Origin of the sequence: Flavobacterium frigoris PS1 (genome assembly GCF_000252125.1) — a bacterium.
In the GTDB taxonomy this organism is placed as follows: Bacteria; Bacteroidota; Bacteroidia; order Flavobacteriales; family Flavobacteriaceae; genus Flavobacterium; species Flavobacterium frigoris_A.
Genome location: NZ_AHKF01000018.1, coordinates 692,551 through 712,300 on the forward strand (window position 1 = coordinate 692,551; position 19,750 = coordinate 712,300).

The following is a 19,750-nucleotide window of genomic DNA, read 5'->3' on the forward strand; positions in this document are numbered from 1 at the left end:
CTTTTACCAAAAAAATCACAAAATGACATTGGACTCAATAGATAAAAAATTGCTGTTGTTACTGCAAACAGATAGTAAAAAGACAACGAAGGAACTTTCGTTAAAACTGAACCTTTCGGTCACTGCGGTCTATGAACGCGTAAAGAAACTGGAACGAGAGGGAGTTATAGATCAATATGTAGCCTTACTAAACAAGTCGAAAGTGGAGAAGGGCTTTGTCGTATTTTGTCATTTGAAGCTCATACAGCACTCTCAGGAATTTCTGACCAAGTTTGAAAGTGAAGTCGTCAAACTTACTGAGGTGTTAGAATGCTTTCACGTAAGTGGTGATTATGATTACATCCTGAAAATAGTAGTAAAGGACATGGAAGCCTACAGGCAGTTTTTGGTAAGTAAGCTGACCACACTGCAACACATAGGTAGTACTCAAAGCACCTTTATGATTAGCGAAGTTAAAAACACAACAGTTGTTCCTTTATAATATATTAGTTGCTGCGGCATTACAAACCCCGAATTATTTGCAATAAAGAAAAGCCATACTTCGGATAATTAGCACTAATTAAATTTCTATTTGTCATTATCTTCGAAATTTTTAAAGATGAGGTAATTGTTCATTCTGTTTTTCATTCTTCGAGAAATCATACAAAAAAGCCTAAATAATAAGTATTAATTAACCAATATACATCGGATTCGCATTTTAAATTATTATTTTTGCATCAGAAAATCTTTGTTCTTGATTTTTAACAGATCAGCAACAACAAACTATAAACACAAAATAAAATATACTATGAGTTCATTTGACGTAGTCATTATTGGTTCTGGTCCAGGAGGATATGTAGCAGCAATTCGTTGTGCGCAACTAGGTCTCAAAACAGCAATTATCGAAAAATATTCAACTCTAGGTGGAACTTGTCTTAATGTAGGATGTATTCCTTCAAAAGCCATGTTAGCATCTTCGCATCATTATGCTGAAATAGCTCATTTTGCAGATCATGGAATTGAAGTTTCAGGTGAAGTAAAAGTAAATTTGGAGAAAATGGTTGCTCGTAAACAAGCAGTTGTTGACCAAACATCAGGTGGAGTTAAGTATTTGATGGATAAAAATAAAATTACAGTTCTGGAAGGTTTGGGATCTTTTGTTGATGCGACTCATGTTGCTGTTGCAAAAGCAGACGGAACATCTGAAACTGTAGAAGCAAAAAACATCATTATTGCAACAGGTTCTAAACCATCTTCTTTGCCTTTTATCAAAATTGATAAAGAAAGAATTATCACTTCTACTGAAGCGTTAAAATTAAAAGAAGTACCTAAGCACCTCGTTATTATTGGTGGTGGTGTGATTGGAATTGAATTAGGTCAAGTGTATTTACGTCTGGGAGCTCAGGTTTCTGTGGTGGAATATATGGACAGAATTATCCCAGGAATGGACGCTTCTTTATCTAAAGAATTGACAAAAGTTTTAAAGAAACAAGGAATGAAGTTCTACGTTTCTCATAAGGTGAAGTCCGTTGAAAGAAATGGTGAAGGTATAGTTGTTCAGGCAGATAATGCAAAAGGAGAAACTATAACGCTAGAAGGAGACTATTCTCTTGTATCTGTAGGACGTCGTCCTTATACTGATGGATTAAATGCAGACAAAGCAGGCGTAAAAATATCAGATAGAGGACAAGTAGAAGTAAATGATCATTTACAAACTAATATTCCAAATATCTACGCAATTGGTGATGTAGTTCGTGGAGCTATGTTAGCTCACAAAGCGGAAGAAGAAGGAACTATGGTTGCGGAAATCTTAGCTGGACAAAAACCACATATTGATTATAACTTGATTCCAGGTGTTGTTTATACTTGGCCAGAAGTGGCTGCAGTAGGACAAACTGAAGAGCAGTTAAAAGCTTCTGGAGTAGAGTATAAAGTTGGAAGCTTTCCTTTCAAAGCATTAGGTCGCGCTAGAGCGAGTGGGGATTTAGATGGTTTTGTAAAAATCCTTGCTGACGCAAAAACGGATGAGGTTCTTGGAGTTCACATGATTGGAGCTAGAACAGCTGATTTAATTGCTGAAGCAGTTGTTGCAATGGAATTCAAATCTTCTGCTGAAGACATCGCAAGAATGTCACACGCACACCCTACATTCGCAGAAGCAATAAAAGAAGCCGCATTAGCAGCTACTGAAAACAGAGCAATACACGTTTAGTGTTACATAATTTATACTAAAAAAACCGTCAAATTTATTTGACGGTTTTTTTTTGGGACAAAAAATTAATTTTGTAATCTTCAACTTGAATTATATAAATAATTAGTTGCGATTCGTTATTATCTTTGTTAAAAACAAAAAGGATGAAAAAGAGATATTTATTAGGTGGGTTAGTTTTAGTAGGTGTTCTTCTTAATTCTTGCTCAAGCAAAACCATTCCAGAAAAAGCAAAAGCAGTTGATCATTTCGATAAAGAAAAATATTTAGGTAAATGGTATGAAATTGCTAGGTTAGATTTTAAATATGAAAGAGATTTAAATAATACTACTGCACAATATTCCATCAAAGACAATGGGATGATTAAAGTGGATAACAAAGGTTATGATTATAAAAAGAAGGAATGGAAGCAAAGTATTGGTAAAGCCAAGTTTGTAGGTGATGAAAAGGTAGCCATGTTAAAAGTGTCTTTCTTTGGCCCTTTTTATAGTGGTTATAATGTTATTGCTATTGATAAAGATTATAAATATGCTTTGATTGCGGGAGCAAGCCTTGAATATTTATGGATTTTATCTCGAGAAGCATCAATTCCAGAAGAAATTAAAGATGATTATTTGAAAAAAGCACAAGATATTGGGTACAATACTGCCGACTTAATCTGGGTAGAACATAATAAATAATTCAAAATAAGGATTGGAATTGAAAATCGATTTTTAAATAAACCCGATTTTTCACACCAAAAAAGAAACCCGCTCCTGTAGCGGATTTCTTTTTTGATATGCTTTTTTAAAAGGACTTAATCCATTTTAAATAATCCTTTATAGTTTTCCCAGTGGGTAAATATTAAAAATAGATTCCCTATAAATACAAATATGGCCAACGGCAAGTTGTCAGGTGTCAAGAAATAGTTGATTAATAGAATATTTAAGGTTACAGGGAAAATGACAAGGTTTGCTAATGTTGTAAATTTCCCAGTGACAAATGATAATCCGCATAAAAATTCTACCGATTTTGCCAAAGGAAATAAATAAGTAGAGGCTACTAGCCCAAGTTGGAAAGCTTTAAATTCACCAGTAGAGGCTGCTTCTGGATTAAGATGTAAAAAGTAACTGATAGAGGTATAAAGAAACAAAAGACCTAGGAGTGTTCGAACAATAATGGTTGCGATTTTCATAGTATATAGGTTTTATGGGTTACACGACTAAAATGTAATATTCTGGAAATTCACTTTCATTCCTATTAAATAGTTCCCAATGCTACCCCTTTTATTAGAAACACTATGTCTTTGCTTTAATCTATTGAAATGCTTTAGAGACAGCATGTTATTGTAAATTTACGAAAAATATCGGCTGATTTTTCTTATAAGGAGATATTAAAGGTGTTTTTTTATCGTAATTTTGGATTTTAAAAACAGATCCTTTTTGAGAACTTCAATTCACAAGCACATTTCAGACCCTAAATTGTTAAAAAAGCAACTTTTGGGCTGGTCAAAACAATTCCGTGAAATTATTTTTTTGGACAGTAATGATTATCCTCAGCACTATTCAAATTATGATTGTATGATGGCGGTAGATGCATTTACTTCTATAAAAACAGATTCCCACAATGCTTTTGAAGATTTAAAACAATACCAACAAACTACTAAAGATTGGATTTTTGGTTACTTATCGTATGATTTAAAAAATGATGTTGAGTTACTGCAATCCGGCAATTTTGATGGTTTGGATTTTCCGGATTTATTTTTCTTTCAGCCCAAGAAGATATTTTTGTTGAAAGGAGATCAACTTGAAATTAAATATCTCAATATGTGTGACGATGAACTTGAAGATGACTTTGATGAGATTACAAAAAAACAAGAATCGAAATTGGAAATAGTAGATAGTATAACGATACGTCAACGCATTTCCGAAAGTAGCTATCTCGAAAAAGTGTCAAAAATGCTTAGCCACATACAGCAGGGTGATTTGTATGAGGCTAATTTTTGCATGGAATTTTATGCCGAAAATGTGAAAATAGACCCATTTGATAAATTTCAGAGGCTTAATAAAATTTCACAACCTCCATTTTCAGTTTTTTTTAAAAATAACAATCATTTTTTGCTTTGTGCATCCCCTGAGCGTTATTTAAAAAAGCAAGGAGATATACTTCTCTCGCAACCTATTAAAGGAACAGCAAAACGGTTTTCTGATCCAGTTGAGGATGAAAAGTCAAAAAATCAATTGGTATCAGACCCAAAAGAACGTGCAGAAAATATTATGATTACCGACTTGGTTCGAAACGACTTGTCTCATACGGCACAAAAAGGTTCTGTTCAAGTACCAGAGTTGTGTGGTATTTACTCCTTTATGCAGGTGCATCAGATGATTTCAACGATTACGTCAAAATTAGACCCTCAATATGCAGTTATAGATGCAATCAAGACCACTTTCCCGATGGGAAGTATGACGGGTGCACCTAAGATTTCAGCGATGAAAATCATTGAAGAACTTGAAGAGAGTAAACGAGGTTTGTACAGCGGTGCAGTTGGTTACTTTACTCCAGATGGCGACTTCGATTTTAATGTAGTTATCCGAAGTATTTTGTACAATCAGGAAAGAAACTATCTGTCGTTTTCTGTGGGTAGCGCCATAACATCGCTATCATTTCCCGAAAAAGAATATGAGGAATGTTTGCTTAAAGCAAAAGCGATGCGAGAAGTTTTGGAATAAGTGAAATTCATAAATCTATTTCAGATTTTAATCTTTATTTTTGAAGAATGCTAGATAAACTCAAGAATCATATTGCACATAACTTCCCTTTTTTAGAAAACAAAAAGCTATTGCTGGCAACAAGTGGTGGCCTGGATAGTATGATTATGGCTCATTTATTTTACAAACTGAAATATGATGTCGCACTTGTTCATTGTAATTTTCAGTTAAGAGGAATGGAAAGTTTTGGCGATCAGAATTTTGTTCAGGATTACGCTGAAGCAAATGAGATACCAATTTTTGTAACGCAATTTGACACGGATGCTTTTGCTAAAGATTATAAGCTTTCTACTCAAGTAGCGGCTCGTGATTTGCGCTATAACTGGTTTTACGAACTTTTAGAAACTGAAAATTATGACTATATTCTCACTGGCCATCATGCTGATGATAACATAGAAACTTTTTTAATTAATTTAAGTAGAGGTACTGGACTAGAGGGCTTAGTTGGAATTCCAGAGCAAAATGATAAGATAATCCGGCCGCTATTGCCTTTTTCTCGCGAGGAAATTGCAAACTATGCCAATGAGAATGGTATTAAGTGGAGGGAAGACAGCAGCAATGCATCAGATAAATATCTTCGAAATAAAATTCGTCACGATTTGGTTCCGTTATTGAAAGAGCTTAATCCACAATTCATTTCTTCTTTTCAAAAGACGCAGTCTTTCCTGCAGGAATCGCAGCAAATGGTCGAAGACGCCTCGATTATGGTATATCAGCAGGTGGCAAAGCAGGAGCAAGACGAAATACGTTTCGATTTAAATCAATTGAAAAAACTACCTAATTATAGGTCGTATTTATACCAGTGGCTGAATGAGTTTGGGTTTTCAGCCTGGGATGATGTATATGATTTAGTTAATAGTCAAAGTGGAAAGCAAGTTTTTTCGCCTAACTTTCGATTGTTGAAAGACAGGGATTTCTTAATATTATGTCCAATAAATACTGAAATAGAGGTACGTGACTATTTTATTACTGAGGACACAAAGAAAGTTAATATTCCCTTAAATCTTTCGTTTTGTAAGGTATCTGACATTTCCGTTGCTTCAAATACCGCTATATTTGTTGATGAAAATAAACTGGAATTTCCTTTGGTATTAAGTCGTTGGAGAGAAGGGGATTATTTTCAGCCTTTTGGAATGGAAGGTAAATCTAAGAAAGTGAGTAAGCTTTTTAAAGACGAAAAATTATCATTGATCGAAAAAGAAAATGTTTGGATTTTATGGTCTGGCGAAACCATTGTTTGGGTTGTGGGAATCAGACAAGACGAACGATTTAGAATAAGAGAAAGCACACAAAACATATTAAAAATACAATTGGAATAATGAAGAAAATTATTTTTGGACTACTTGCATTCTTGGCTTTTGCCAATGTAAATTCTCAAATATTGGATCCTGTAAAATGGACCACTAAAATTGAAAAGAAATCTGACAACACTTACATTCTGACATTTAACGGAGATATCGAAAAAGATTGGCATATGTATTCCCAATTTACTCCTGATGGCGGGCCTTTAGCACTGGAAGTTTTATTTAAAAATCAAAAAGGCAATTTTAATCTTATTGGCAAAGCTAAAGAGAGTAAAACAAAAACGGCTTACAATGATATTTTTGAAGTCTATGAAACTTTTTTTGAAAGGAAAGTTCAAATTCAGCAGATAGTTCATGTGACAAACGCGACAACGGCAAAAATTGAAGCCGAATTAAACTATCAAGTTTGTAAGGAGGTTTGTATCAATTTAGAGAAAAAATTCACTTTTTCAATTCCTGCTGATGCAATCGTAAGTAGCGTTGTTGACATACAAAAAACAAACGTTGAAATAGTCGAAACGGTAGGTTCAACAACAGTAGATTCGCTAGCTCCAAGCCTTGGGGGGAGTAATATTATGGAAGCTGCCCCTGAAAAAGCAACAGTTGAAGCTGCAAAGTCTAATTCGAAAAGAGGTTTATGGTCCATCTTTTTTATCGCTTTTCTTTCTGGATTTGCGGCATTATTGACACCTTGCGTTTTCCCTATGATTCCTATGACCGTAAGTTTTTTTACCAAACAAAGTAAAAGTAGAGCGAAGGGAATTAGAAATGCTGTTATTTATGGTATAGCCATTATCGTTATTTATGTAATGTTAGGCTTTGTGGTAACCTGGGTTTTTGGTGCTGATGCATTGAATGCCTTGTCTACTAATGTTTGGTTTAATTTAATATTTTTTGTTTTATTAGTTGTTTTTGCAGCTTCTTTTTTAGGAGCTTTCGAAATTATGCTTCCGAATTCTTGGGCAAATAAAGTGGACAATCAGGCAGATAGAGGAGGTATGATTGGAATATTGTTCATGGCTTTGGCTTTGGCGATTGTATCCTTTTCTTGTACAGGACCTATTGTAGGAACTTTATTAGTTGAAGCAGCTTCAAAAGGAGGAATAGCGCCTATTATAGGGATGTTTGGTTTTTCATTGGCATTAGCCTTACCATTTATGCTTTTTGCCATGTTTCCGGGATGGTTACATTCTTTACCAAAATCAGGTGGATGGTTGAATACAGTTAAGGTGGTACTAGGTTTCCTTGAATTGGCCTTGGCATTCAAATTCTTATCGAATGCTGATTTAGTTTTGCAGCTACATTTACTGGAAAGAGAAGTTTTCTTAGCAATTTGGATTGCTATTTTTGGAACATTAGCCTTTTATTTATTTGGCAAAATAACTCTACCTCATGATAGTCCGCTGACTCATCTTTCGGTTGGAAGATTGCTTATGGGACTGCTTGTATTAAGTTTTACCATTTATTTAATCCCGGGACTTTGGGGAGCGCCTTTAAAATTAATTAACGCTTTTCCACCTTCTGTTGAGTATAGCGAAAGTCCTTCTGGCGTAGGTGGTTCTGGGGGAAATGCTCCAACAGCCGTATTACCCGACGGTGCTAAAAGTGGCCCACACGGAATAGTTGTTTTCGATGATTATGAGAAGGGTTTGGCTTACGCCAAATCAGTCAATAAACCCATTATGCTTGACTTTACAGGTTATGCGTGTGTGAATTGCAGAAAAATGGAGAATAATGTTTGGTCTGATCCAAAGATATTACCTATTCTAAACAATGAAGTGGTACTTATTTCCTTGTACGTAGATGATAAACGGGATTTGCCTGAAAACGAACAATTTATTTCAAAAACAACTGGTTCAGAGATTGAAACAGTAGGGGATAAGTGGACAGACTTTATGATATCTAAATATAAAACGAATACGCAGCCTTTATATGTTTTAACAGACCTAGAGGGTAATAATCTAAATATAGCGGCTCCAACGATTAGCTATGTTTCATTAGAAGAATATGAGACTTGGTTAAAGGCAGGAATTGCTAATTACAAGAAATAAATAAGATTTGGATTTAAAAAAAAAGAGGCTATCACTGATAGTCTCTTTTTTTTTAACAGATTCAATAGATGGTTATAAAAACTCACCGTGTTGAGAAATATCTAGACCTAGTTCTTCTCTGTCTTCACTTACTCTAAGTGGAGTGATTTTATTCACGATAAAGAAAAGGAAATAGGACATTGTAAATGCGAAAACGGATACGATTACTAATGCAGTTAGTTGGTTAATAAATAAAGTAGTTTCACCAAAAATAAGCCCTTGGTCCGTAACTGCTGGATTTATTGCTTTCGATGCGAAAACGCCAGTTAATAACATTCCAGTCATACCACCAACACCGTGACAAGCAAAGACGTCCAAAGCGTCATCAATTTTTCCTTTATGAAATTTGCTTACTACAATATTACTTACAATGCTACTGAATATACCAATGAAAAGAGCATTAGGGATACTTACAAATCCTGCTGCAGGAGTGATAGCAACCAGACCTACAACTGTACCAATACAAGCTCCCATAGCCGAAACCTTATGTCCTAATATTTTATCGAAGAAAACCCATGCCATTCCTGCAGCAGCAGCAGCTACGGTAGTTGTACCTAATGCTTGTGCAGCTAAACCATTTGCAGCTAGCGCAGAACCTGCATTAAATCCAAACCAACCGAACCATAATAATCCAGTTCCTAACAATACATATGTAATACGAGCAGGACTTGATTTTTGACCTTTTCTTTTTCCTAGAAACATTGCGCCAGCTAAGGCTGCCCATCCTGCACTCATGTGAACTACTGTTCCTCCTGCAAAATCCAATACTCCCATTTTATAGAATATGCCATCTTCGTGCCAAGTCATATGACATAGAGGGGTATAAACGAAAAGGATAAATAATACCATAAATAACATATATGCCCAAAAACGGATTCTTTCGGCAAATGCACCCGTAATTAGCGCAGGAGTAATTATTGCAAATTTTGCTTGAAATAAAGCAAATAGCATAAATGGAATTGTGCCCCAAGCACTTGTGATCCCAACATTTTTGAACATGAAATAATCTCTTGGATCACCAATCACACCTCCGATTGAAGTTCCAAATGACAGACTAAATCCAATAATTACCCAAAGTATAGTAACAATAATCATTGCCATAAAACTTTGTAACATAGTACTAATAACATTTTTTTTTCCTACCATTCCCCCATAAAAGAAACCTAATCCAGGTGTCATTATTAGAACTAGGGCAGTAGCGACAATCATCCATGCTGTATCTCCTGTATCAAATTTCACCTCTTCCAATGGAATTGGAGTTTCTGGAAACATAAAATTTGTGCAGATAGTTAAGACCAAAAGGGTGACAAGTATCACGCTTAAAATAATTTTTCTCATTGTAGTTAGATTTAATATCGGTCAAAAATATAAAAAAATACAAAGTACCTTGTGTAAATATAGGTAAGGCTGTCTATTTTTATTGTTTTTGTATTTTCACCCCTATTTTATTACGGGTATGTTTTATTTTTCATTCTAAATTAAGGATTCGCTAATTCTGGCATGACAAATTATTTACAAACGAAAAAAACTGTATACAATCCGAAAAAAAAAATAGACAATATACCAGAAGGTAAATTGTCTATTTCTCAATTCATTTTAATCAATTATTCAAGTACTACTTTTGATTGTATTTCTCCTTATAAATTTGATTTAGGTTTGACTGATGATTTTCTAAATTTAGTAGCCTTCCTTGTATGTATGCTTTTGAGAGTTTATTTGTTCTCATGTCTAGAGCATCTCCATCCGATATAAAAAGCGTAGCATCCTTTCCTTCCTCTAGTGTCCCGCAAAAACTGTCAATCCCTAATAATTGGGCTGTATTTGAGGTAATCAATTTTAGGGCTTGCTCCTTATCTAATCCATAAGCAGCACAGGTACCCGCAAGGAAAGGGAGGTTACGAGTGTTCATTCGCTCCATGCTGCCGCTATTTTCAAGTCCTACTACTATTCCTTTGTCAGTCAGAATCTTGGCCATTTTGTATGGGAGGTCTACATCTTGGTCGTCATATTGCGGCATATCATGAACACGTCTTAATAAAACCCCAATGTTGTTCGCTTTCAATAAATCGGATGTTTTATAGGCTTCAAATCCGCCAACTATTACAATCTTTTTGATTCCACTTCCCTTTGCTAATTTAATGGCGTCAAAGATTTGCAATTCATCGTTTGCAACAATAAATAAGGTCTGTGAACCATCAAATAAGCCTTTGGTCGATTCTAAAACAACATTTCTTTCTTTTGATGTAGCCAGTTGATAGGCTTGCGCGTTCGATAAAAAGTTAGTTATTTCATTGAGTTGTTTCGAATAGTCTTTGTTTAAAGTCAGGTCTCCAGGTTCGGCCCACCATCCTGTTTTCTTAAAAGGCGAAGGAAAATTCAGATGAATACCGTCATTTTCTTTCACTAATGCCTCTTGCCAACTCCAAGCATCAAGCTGAACAATTGATGATGTACCTGATATTGTGCCACCACGAGGAGTAATTTGTGCCATCAGTATTCCGTTGGGCCTGACAGTTTCAATAACTTTAGACTCGGCATTATAAGCTATGATACTGCGTACATTTGGATTCATATTTCCAATTTCACTTTCATCATCAGATGATTTGATGGCATCAATTTCAACGAGACCCAATGTTGAGTTCGGGGCAATGAAACCGGGATATATTTGTTTTCCGCTTGCGTCTATGGTTTCCTCATAAGCATCTTTTGCTAATCGAATTAATGTGGCATCGGCCACTAATGTTAGCTTACCGTCTTTGAACCCAATTGCGCTATTGTTGATTACTTGCCCATTTCCTAGATGTGCTCTACCATTAAGAATCAAGATAGATTTAGATTGCTTCTTGGCGGGTGCATGTTGGGCAATTAATGTCATGCTGAATAGCAATGATAGGATATATATGTTTTTGCTCATTGTATTTAGAATTATGTTTTTATGATTTTGATTCTTCATTTTTGGTCTATTATTGTTCTAAAGTATCACAATGGTATTCTGTTTTTTCCTTTTTCTTTGGTTCTTGAGTCTTGATTCCTTTGTTCTTTTCGTCTAGCATTTGACTAATTAACTGACTTCTCTCATTTGTAATCCTTATTCTTTTGGCTTCATCTTTTTGGATGTCATAATATACAACACCTTCGATTATTGTTTTTTCGACTTTGGCATAGATTGACAATGGATTGTCATTCCAAAGTACAATATCAGCATCTTTCCCTACTTTTATGCTGCCCACTTTATCATCAATATGTAAAAGTTTCGCAGGATTTAAAGTGACAAACTTCCAAGCTTCTTCTTCAGAGATATTCCCGTATTTAACCGCTTTTGCAGCTTCTTGATTCAATCTTCTTGACATTTCTGCATCATCAGAATTGTAGGCAACCACAACTCCTGCATTATGCATAATTGGACCGTTGTAAGGAATGGCATCGTTCACTTCAAATTTATACGCCCACCAATCAGAAAATGTGGAGGCGCCAGCACCGTGTTCTTTCATTTTGTCGGCGACTTTGTATCCCTCGAGAATGTGAGTAAAAGTATTCACTTTAAAGCCAAATTTTTCAGCCACGTTCATTAGCATCAAAATTTCTGATTGCACATAGGAGTGACAGCTAATAAAACGTTCCTTATTTAGTATTTCAGCTAGAGTTTGTAGTTCCAAATCAACTCTTGGCGCTTTTGTTTTATCCTTTTTTGATCCTGAGTTGTATGTTTTCCATGCTGCATCATATTCCTTTGCACGTTGAAAGTAATCGATATAAACTTGTTCTACACCCATTCTTGTTTGTGGGAAACGAGTAGGGTTTATATTTCCCCAATTCGCTTGTTTTACATTTTCTCCTAATGCAAACTTGATGAATTTGGGCTGTTCTTTATAAAGCATTTCTTCTGGACTTGCTCCCCATTTCCATTTTACAATTGCTGAGCGCCCGCCTATTGGGTTTGCAGAACCATGAAGCAACTGCGATGTTGTAACGCCTCCAGCTAGCTCTCTGTATATATTAACATCATCTGAGTTAACCACGTCTTCGACCGTAACTTCGGCACTTGAATTATGACCGCTTTCATTCACTCCTTTAGATATCGCAATATGCGAATGTTCGTCAATGATACCACTTGTTAAATGTTTACCTTTTGCATCAATTAGCGTTGCTGACGGATCAGAGATTGCATTTCCAATTGCTACAATTTTTCCATTTTTTATTAATACATCAGTCTGCTTTAAAACACCTTCTTTTTCGTTTGTCCAGACCGTAGCATTCTTAAATAGCAACGTTTCTTGTTTCGGTTTTTCTAAATCACCAAAAGCAATGTCAGGAAAAGTAGTCGCAAGGATCTTAATATTTTTTTCTATTTTAGACGAATCGATTTCTTTTAGGAATGCAGCGGTCTTTACCGCTGTAAAGGTTGATTCGCTTCCGTCAAATGAAATCGCTTTTCCAGTTATGTTTTTACTGTTATCGATATAAGCCGTCAGGCGATTAAAATTAGTTTTTGTAGTGTCTTTTGTTTGTACTATTACAGAAAGCCAATTGTTTGCAATGGAAATTTTTGAATCTAATTTCGTAGCATCAGTTGTTTTAATCTCTGATTTTGGAGCGCTTATTTCACCTTTTATGGTCCACTTATAGGTTTTCGAAGCAAAAGTCAAGTCATATTCTCCACGAATGTCTTTTACAAGGCGATCATTAATTACATATTTTGATCCCTGAACCCAATTTTCATAAACAGTAGTTTCTTTATCAAAAATTTCACCTGAAGTAATAAGAAAATTGGCATAGTTACCTTCTTTCAAACTCCCTATTTCATTGCTTTTTCCTAATAATGAAGCTGGAATGGTAGTTAGAGATTCTAATGCTTTGGTTTTGTCAAAACCATATTGAATCGCTTTTAAAAGATTAGTTCGAAAATCTTCGGTCTTCTTTAATTTATCTGTAGTTAAGGCAAATGTTATTCCATTGTCTGACAATACTTTTAAATTTGTTGGAGCTTGATTCCATTGTAATAAATCAGAAAAATCCAATTGGCTTGCTTGATATGGGTTTGTAACGTCAAAGGCTTCCTGAAAATTTACTGGGATTATGAATTTGGCATCAGTTTTTTTGATTTCCTCAATTCTTTGGTACTCGTTTCCTGCACCTTTTAAAATATATTTCAAACCAAATTCCTTTGCTATTTTTGCTGCTCTCAAACTGTTCAGTTTATCTTCAGACGCAAATATTTGAACTAATTTCTCGTTTTTATTTAAGGCCTCCAATGATAAATCTAGAGTTTTTGAATTCCCTTTTTTATACCAATCAAGGTCGTAATACATTTGGCGGAGCAGAGCCATCATTCCCATTAGTGAACTAGGATAGGCTTGAGTTGAAGCAGCGCTTCTTAAAAAACTAAAATGATTACTGACTTTATCGGCTATTAAACGAAATCCTTGGTCTTCATTGTTTAAGGCAATTAAGGCTCCAGTACCTTGTGCTATACCATCTGCTATATGTGTATTTACAACTCCAAAGCCTGCCTTTAGTAGTTCTTCGGCTTTCGAATTGTCATATCTGAAAACTTGATAGGCATCTGCTTCTGGTTTAATATGCTCGTTCCAGTAATAGCCTTCTTTTTTTGTGTCGTATACCTGCGATTGACGCGCACTTTCAATTTTTTTTGTTTTTTCTATTCCAAAACTACTGTACATGTCAATAAATGAGGGGTATATAGACTTTCCATCCAAGTCTATTGTCACAGCATTCTTTGGAATTGTTATCGTTTTCCCAACGGCAATTACTCTTCCATTTTGGATTAGTAAAACACCTTTATCAATAATTTGTTGGGGAGTTACAATGATTTTTGCATTGATAAAAGCTGTGTAATTGCTGTTTTTGTTTTGGATACTTTCATTATTTGGAAAATATTCTTGTGCATTAATTTTTGGGATTAAAATTAATAGGAATAGGAGGGTAACGATTCTTTTCATATAGTTTATGTTAATTTTTGCTAAATATAGATAATCATTGTAGTTAATTGTTAAAAAGATAGCTATTTAACATTTGTGCATTGGTAACATTTATAGGTCTCAAAAAGACATAAAAAAAGGGAGAATGAATTTGACTTCATTTTCCCTTTTAGGCTATAAATTAAATTTATGTTATCCAATCGTTTTCTCTATATAATCAGAATTTAAAAGGTAGAGCGCTCCCATATACTGTATTTTAAAAGAGACTAAATCTCCTACTTTATAAGGTTTTTTCGAGCTTGAAATATCAATCACTAGCATGTCTGAACTTGCGTCAATAATAGTGATATCACTGTCCTCAGCTTCTATATATTGGGGCTGCATGTCCAATAGACCAATATCTAAGATTGCCCTTAAGGATGTTATTCCTAAATCATCTGAATCGCTTGGTACGTATGAGGTTCCAACACCGCTTTCTCCCAACTCCCCAACGGGTGTGTCTGGCTTTTCAGTAATCTCGATAATTTCTGAATACAATTTAAATACATCATTGTGCATGCCTTCCATAGTTTCTCCAGTAAAGAGATCTTTGCCAAAGAATAAAGCTTCACCTATTCTAAAATGGTTGACTGCCATTGGACGAGCATTTTTCAAAATCAAAGGGATAGCAACGGAAGTTCCTCCGGAAACCAATGGTATTTCAATGTTAAATTTGGCCTCGATCAATTGTTTGTATAAACTCAATTGGATCAATTTATCTTGGGTTGGCATGATACCACTTAAACAATTTAGATTGGTTCCAATACCAATAATTTCAATATTAGGTAACTTCAAAATATCACCGTAAAAATCAACCAACTCTTCGCCCATTACACCTTCACGTAAGTCGCCCATTTCAATCATAATGATGATTTTATGAGTTTTATTTTGTTTGATAGCTTCTTTGGAAAGCATTTTAATGGTATAAATTTCGGTGTTAAAGCTGATGTCAGCATACTGTACAATATCCGGAATGCTGCGCTTTGCAGGCGGCTTTATGTATACTGTAATACTGTCTGGATCTAATTCTTTTATTTTTCTTAAATTACTTACTCTAGAGTCATGAATTTCCTTGACTCCCAGTGCTATAATTTCTTTCAAGTATATTTCGTTTCCACACAACAATTTAGAAACCACCCCCCATTTAATATTACGAGACTTAAAAGTACGGTCTAGAAAAGCATAGTTCTCTTGGAGTTTCTTCCTATATAATTTTATAAATGCCATTAATCAATGATTTTATGTGGAATCGTTTTAGATATTCGGGTTAATAATTCATAATTTAGTTGATTACTAAAATCACTAAAGGATGCAACAGAAACAGAAAGCTCATTTTGTGAGCCTATGAGCACTACTTCATCGTCTTTTTTTACGATTTCAATGTCTGTAACATCTACAGTCATCATATTCATATTCACAGATCCGACAACGATACAGCGATGCCCATTTATTAAGACCCTTCCTTGATTACTTAAGGAACGACTATAGCCATGAGAGTAACCAATAGGTATTACGGCAATTTTCATTTTTCGTTCTGCTAGAAAACTGGTTCCGTATCCTATAAAATCTCCAATGGCGACTTTTTTCACACTCATAATCTTACTTTTCCAAGTGATTACGCGATGTAAAGGATCTATTTTACTTTTTTTAGTATTCAAATAGTTGACAAATACTTCGGGACTTGGCCACAAGCCATATTGCATGATTCCTATACGCACCATATCCATTCTTGTTTCAGGAAACATGATCGATGCTGCCGAACAGGCGGAATGTTTTATTTCAGGTTTCAGGTCATTCTTACAAAGGTACTGATAAATATCATCGAATCGTTTTATTTGCTTATCGACCCTGTAATAGTTGGCTATGCTTTCGGCTCCGGCGTAGTGAGTGCAAAGTCCTTTAAAAAAAATATATTCTTTTTCTTTTTTTAATAAAGCAATAACCTTGTTCATTTCATTTTTTTCAAAACCCGTTCGGTTCATTCCAGTTTCTACTTCAATATGTACTATTGCTTTTTTGTTTAATTTTTTGGCAGTTTTGACTGCCTTAGTCAATCTTGCTGTTTCAAAAACAAAGAATTCGACATCGTTAGTGATGGCCCATTCCAGATCCTCATCCTGAACGAGTCCCATAACCATAATGGTGACTTTATCTAATAATTCCGCTTTTACTGCTTTAGCTTCTTCCATGTCAAAAACAGAAAAATGTGTTATTCCATTTTCATAGGCCATGCTGACAATTTCTTTTATTCCATGTCCGTAGGCATTGCCTTTCACTACAGATGAAATTCTAACTTTTTTTCCAAAGGTGGTCTTTAGAAAAGCAATGTTTTTTTGGTAAGCCGTACGATTGAGTTCTATTATTGAATTAGTGTGCATTCGTAATTTGTTTGCTGATTTGATGAAAAACGGAAATTCCTGTACTGATGATTTCATCAGGAAAATCGTAATCTGGATTGTGAAGGGCAGGGGTGTTTATTCCAGATCCAAGGCCAAACATAGCGCCCGGGTACTGCTGGGTAAACAGACCAAAGTCTTCACCCCAAGTAAAAGGAGTTTCCTTTTCGAATAATTCAAAATTATTGGTTTTTACTGCATTTCTGATGTGATCTGCTGCTTCCTTATTATTTTCATTTGCTTGAAAACCTTGTGTCCAAGTAATGTTGCATTCTAATTTATATTCTTTTGCTATTGATAAAGCCAATTTTTCTAGAGTGTTTTCCACTTTTTTCATTTGCGAATTACTATCACTTCTAACTGTAAAATGAACTTCTCCAGCCCCAGCAGAAACGCCATAGGCTTTTTTACCCATTTCAGTATAAATGGGGGTTATAAGACAATAATTGTCCTTTGAAATATCAGATTGAATAATAGTATCAAATTCTTTAATAATTGAAGCAATTGCTAATGCTGGATTAATCCCTTTCTCAGGTTCTCCTGCATGTGAAGTGACTCCGTTAAGCTTTATAATGATGCTGTTAACGGCGCAAGTGAAGGTGTCGTTTTTTATAACAATTTGACTTTTTGGAAATCCTGGTAAGTTGTGTAAAGCAAAAACGAAATCAGGTTGAAGCAAGGCAAATTTTGGATTCGAAAATACTTTTTGAGCTCCGCTACCATCTTCTTCTGCTGGTTGAAACAATAAAATGACCGTTCCTGTTTCTGGTTTATTCTGCGAAAGTTCAGCTGCTAGACCGCATAGTATAGCCATATGTCCATCATGCCCGCATTTATGGGAAACTCCATTGGTTTGCGAGCGATGGTCAAATGTGTTTATTTCTTCAATTGGCAGTGCATCTAGTTCGCATCTAAACAGGATCGTTTTTCCTGCTTGTGTCGCATTGTAAATAGCAACTATTCCAGTTTCTCCTATTTCTGTAATGATTTCATCAGGAGTGTACTTTTCGAGAAAAGCAATTATTTTTTTAGAGGTTTCCAACTCGTTTCCAGAAACCTCAGGATGTTGATGTAATTCCTTACGCAACTGAATTAAAGATTCGATACGTTGGTGTAAATTTTCCATTTTGGACTATTTGATGAGACGCATTTCCAGATATTTGTTAGTAAATCCTAGTTTTTCATATAGTTTTTTTGCAGGATTGTCTGGTTCAACATGTAGTGCAATATTTCCCTCTGCAATTGAGATGGCTTTTTGCATTAATTGTTTTCCAAATCCTTTGCCTCGTTGGCTATTGTCAACTGCAATATATACCAAAATATTTTCTGGGATAAAGTCTTTCATATTGGTATTGTTTAAAATTGTAACACCTACAATTTTATTTTCCTCTAAACCAACTACTATATTTCCTCCTTTGTCTGGATGCATGACATAATCAATACATTTTAGAATATCTTCAATTTTATCTCCATATTCTTCTAAATGAGTATACAGAAACTGAGCAATTATTTGATTGGTATATGCTTTGTCTTCTCCTGAAGTTGCATTAATTATTTTGAATTCCATTTTGTTTTTCTTTTTTGTTATTATGATAAATCGATATGGTAACGAATAAAAGGAGTGAAATACTTATCCCGTAAATATTTGCATCCAAATGCTCGGGTAATTTTATTCCTAAAGGTAATTTATTTTCTGTAATAATTAGGAAAATCGTGGTACCTCCTCCTAAAAGCATACTCCAAAAAGCAGCAATGGGATGACTTTTCTTCCAAAATAAAGCACCAAGTACAGGAATGAATAATCCAGATACCATGAATGCGTAGGAGTAGAGCATCAGTTCCAGTACATTTTGCATTTGTGACGCCAGTAATATGGCAAAAACACCAATCAATAGTGTTACTATTTGAGAAAGACGGAGTTCTTTTTTATGTGTTAACTCCTTCTTAGAAAATTTGGCAAGAATATCAGTGACAATATTTCCAGATGCGGCCATTAAGCAGCTGTCAGCGGTGGATAGTATAGCCGAAAAATAAGATGAAAGCATCAAACCCATTAATCCAACGGGAAGAATAGTCGCTAATAAAATAGGCAATCCCATTTCGCTATCCATTGATGCAGCATCGGTAATTCCTTCAAACATACCGTTTGTAGCGGCAACTTTGGCAAGCATTCCCAAGATGACGCCCATGAAAGCCATTATAGGCCATTCGAAGATACCGGCAATTAACCAAGCTTTTTTTGCTTCTTTTTCACCCTTACTGGCATAGATTCTCTGGTATAGAGTCATTCCCACAAACCAAATTGGAATGATGGTTACGGACCAATTTAAAATTTGGTACCATGTGACGTTGGTTAACGATAAATATTCAGGAGCTAATGTTGCTTTAATCACATCATAGCCTCCTACAGCATTATATGCAATTGGTATTCCGATGAAAACCAATCCACCAATCAGTATCAACCATTGTATCGTGTCAGTGTATATCACAGCCTTTAACCCACCAATTGCTGTATAGATTACTGCAATGGCGCCCATAACAATCAATGCCATTTGTATATCTAATCCTTCTATGGTAGCAGAAGCTAGTTTGGCTCCAGCCAAAACCTGCGAGCTCGTAAACCCAATGTATCCTATAGCAGAAATAATTCCAGCTAACAGCGCGACTTTGCTATTGTAAAAATGGTCAAATATTTGAGGAAAAGTAAAAAATTTATGCTTGTGTCCTAAATGGCTGACCTTTGGAATAAGGTAAACAGCACTCAACCAAGCACCAAGTAGTCCGGTAAATAACATCCATGAACCAGAAATTCCCATGGTAAAACCGAGCCCGCCCAATCCAATTGAAAATCCACCGCCGACATCAGTGGCAACAACGGATAAACCAATATGCCAACTGCTCATATTACGTCCACTTACGTAAAAATCTTCGGCTGTTTTATTTTTATTAAAGAAATAAAGACCAACACCTAACATGGCAGCCATGTAAATAACAAAGATAATATAATCTATTGTGTGCATATTATATTCTGATTATTTTAATGCCTG

The 19,750-nt window shown here is 35.2% G+C and carries 15 protein-coding genes; 6 read left to right on the plus strand and 9 right to left on the minus strand.

What is annotated here, in order from left to right:
* Window positions 1–22 precede the first annotated feature (22 nt).
* The 3 genes from HJ01_RS11755 (at window position 23) to HJ01_RS11765 (ending at window position 2,868) form a co-directional block, all read left to right on the plus strand.
* On the plus strand, window positions 23–481 hold the full coding sequence (locus HJ01_RS11755; RefSeq protein WP_040473881.1) for an Lrp/AsnC family transcriptional regulator: 459 nt from the start codon (window positions 23–25) through the stop codon (window positions 479–481).
* A 306-nt stretch (window positions 482–787) separates the two neighbouring features.
* Window positions 788–2,191: a dihydrolipoyl dehydrogenase gene (lpdA, locus tag HJ01_RS11760; protein ID WP_007138648.1), complete on the plus strand. Its 1,404-nt coding sequence runs from the start codon at window positions 788–790 to the stop codon at window positions 2,189–2,191.
* 143 nt (window positions 2,192–2,334) lie between these two features.
* Window positions 2,335–2,868, plus strand: coding sequence for a lipocalin family protein (locus HJ01_RS11765; RefSeq protein ID WP_007138649.1), 534 nt, complete (start codon window positions 2,335–2,337; stop codon window positions 2,866–2,868).
* Between the two features lie 116 nt (window positions 2,869–2,984).
* Here HJ01_RS11765 and HJ01_RS11770 read toward each other — a convergent pair whose 3' ends face one another.
* Window positions 2,985–3,362 carry a DoxX family membrane protein gene (locus HJ01_RS11770; RefSeq protein ID WP_007138650.1) on the minus strand — a complete coding sequence of 126 codons (378 nt, stop codon included), beginning with the start codon at window positions 3,360–3,362 and terminating at the stop codon, window positions 2,985–2,987.
* Between the two features lie 247 nt (window positions 3,363–3,609).
* On the opposite strand from HJ01_RS11770, the gene HJ01_RS11775 reads away from it, so the two are divergent.
* Genes HJ01_RS11775 through HJ01_RS11785 form a run of 3 tightly spaced genes read left to right on the plus strand, consistent with a single transcriptional unit; the run spans window position 3,610 to window position 8,290 of the window.
* A complete protein-coding gene (locus tag HJ01_RS11775; RefSeq protein ID WP_007138651.1) occupies window positions 3,610–4,896 on the plus strand; it encodes an anthranilate synthase component I family protein in 1,287 nt (428 codons plus the stop codon).
* Between the two features lie 47 nt (window positions 4,897–4,943).
* Window positions 4,944–6,254 carry a tRNA lysidine(34) synthetase TilS gene (gene tilS, locus HJ01_RS11780; RefSeq protein WP_007138652.1) on the plus strand — a complete coding sequence of 437 codons (1,311 nt, stop codon included), beginning with the start codon at window positions 4,944–4,946 and terminating at the stop codon, window positions 6,252–6,254.
* Window positions 6,254–8,290: a protein-disulfide reductase DsbD family protein gene (locus tag HJ01_RS11785; protein ID WP_007138653.1), complete on the plus strand. Its 2,037-nt coding sequence runs from the start codon at window positions 6,254–6,256 to the stop codon at window positions 8,288–8,290. The genes tilS and HJ01_RS11785 overlap by 1 nt, the downstream gene beginning before the upstream one ends.
* A gap of 72 nt (window positions 8,291–8,362) precedes the next feature.
* Here the strand turns inward: HJ01_RS11785 and HJ01_RS11790 are convergent, their stop codons facing one another.
* From HJ01_RS11790 to HJ01_RS11825, 8 genes are all read right to left on the minus strand, one after another.
* Entirely contained in the window at window positions 8,363–9,667 is a 1,305-nt protein-coding gene (locus tag HJ01_RS11790) for an ammonium transporter (protein WP_040473882.1), read from the minus strand.
* 277 nt (window positions 9,668–9,944) lie between these two features.
* Complete coding sequence (locus HJ01_RS11795; RefSeq protein ID WP_007138655.1) at window positions 9,945–11,243, minus strand: amidohydrolase family protein; 1,299 nt, start codon at window positions 11,241–11,243, stop codon at window positions 9,945–9,947.
* 49 nt (window positions 11,244–11,292) lie between these two features.
* On the minus strand, window positions 11,293–14,289 hold the full coding sequence (locus HJ01_RS11800; RefSeq protein WP_007138656.1) for an amidohydrolase family protein: 2,997 nt from the start codon (window positions 14,287–14,289) through the stop codon (window positions 11,293–11,295).
* A 171-nt stretch (window positions 14,290–14,460) separates the two neighbouring features.
* Entirely contained in the window at window positions 14,461–15,534 is a 1,074-nt protein-coding gene (locus HJ01_RS11805) for an alanine racemase (protein WP_040473883.1), read from the minus strand.
* Window positions 15,534–16,742 carry an alanine racemase gene (alr, locus tag HJ01_RS11810; RefSeq protein WP_238531087.1) on the minus strand — a complete coding sequence of 403 codons (1,209 nt, stop codon included), beginning with the start codon at window positions 16,740–16,742 and terminating at the stop codon, window positions 15,534–15,536. Before alr ends, HJ01_RS11805 begins: the two co-directional genes overlap by 1 nt.
* On the minus strand, window positions 16,675–17,829 hold the full coding sequence (locus HJ01_RS11815; RefSeq protein WP_007138659.1) for an amidohydrolase: 1,155 nt from the start codon (window positions 17,827–17,829) through the stop codon (window positions 16,675–16,677). Before HJ01_RS11815 ends, alr begins: the two co-directional genes overlap by 68 nt.
* A gap of 6 nt (window positions 17,830–17,835) precedes the next feature.
* Window positions 17,836–18,270, minus strand: a complete 435-nt coding sequence (locus HJ01_RS11820; RefSeq protein ID WP_007138660.1) for a GNAT family N-acetyltransferase — start codon at window positions 18,268–18,270, stop codon at window positions 17,836–17,838.
* Window positions 18,251–19,723, minus strand: coding sequence for a sodium:solute symporter (locus HJ01_RS11825; protein WP_007138661.1), 1,473 nt, complete (start codon window positions 19,721–19,723; stop codon window positions 18,251–18,253). Before HJ01_RS11825 ends, HJ01_RS11820 begins: the two co-directional genes overlap by 20 nt.
* Between the last annotated feature and the right edge of the window lie 27 nt (window positions 19,724–19,750).

Bases quoted from the DNA above. Each gene is read 5' to 3' on its own strand.
- HJ01_RS11755 (WP_040473881.1), top strand. From the start codon at position 23: ATGACATTGGACTCAATAGATAAAAAATTGCTGTTGTTACTGCAAACA.
- lpdA (WP_007138648.1), top strand. From the start codon at position 788: ATGAGTTCATTTGACGTAGTCATTATTGGTTCTGGTCCAGGAGGATAT.
- HJ01_RS11765 (WP_007138649.1), top strand. From the start codon at position 2,335: ATGAAAAAGAGATATTTATTAGGTGGGTTAGTTTTAGTAGGTGTTCTT.
- HJ01_RS11770 (WP_007138650.1), bottom strand. From the start codon at position 3,362: ATGAAAATCGCAACCATTATTGTTCGAACACTCCTAGGTCTTTTGTTT.
- tilS (WP_007138652.1), top strand. From the start codon at position 4,944: ATGCTAGATAAACTCAAGAATCATATTGCACATAACTTCCCTTTTTTA.
- HJ01_RS11785 (WP_007138653.1), top strand. From the start codon at position 6,254: ATGAAGAAAATTATTTTTGGACTACTTGCATTCTTGGCTTTTGCCAAT.
- HJ01_RS11790 (WP_040473882.1), bottom strand. From the start codon at position 9,667: ATGAGAAAAATTATTTTAAGCGTGATACTTGTCACCCTTTTGGTCTTA.
- HJ01_RS11795 (WP_007138655.1), bottom strand. From the start codon at position 11,243: ATGAGCAAAAACATATATATCCTATCATTGCTATTCAGCATGACATTA.
- HJ01_RS11800 (WP_007138656.1), bottom strand. From the start codon at position 14,289: ATGAAAAGAATCGTTACCCTCCTATTCCTATTAATTTTAATCCCAAAA.
- HJ01_RS11805 (WP_040473883.1), bottom strand. From the start codon at position 15,534: ATGGCATTTATAAAATTATATAGGAAGAAACTCCAAGAGAACTATGCT.
- alr (WP_238531087.1), bottom strand. From the start codon at position 16,742: ATGAAATCATCAGTACAGGAATTTCCGTTTTTCATCAAATCAGCAAAC.
- HJ01_RS11815 (WP_007138659.1), bottom strand. From the start codon at position 17,829: ATGGAAAATTTACACCAACGTATCGAATCTTTAATTCAGTTGCGTAAG.
- HJ01_RS11820 (WP_007138660.1), bottom strand. From the start codon at position 18,270: ATGGAATTCAAAATAATTAATGCAACTTCAGGAGAAGACAAAGCATAT.
- HJ01_RS11825 (WP_007138661.1), bottom strand. From the start codon at position 19,723: ATGCACACAATAGATTATATTATCTTTGTTATTTACATGGCTGCCATG.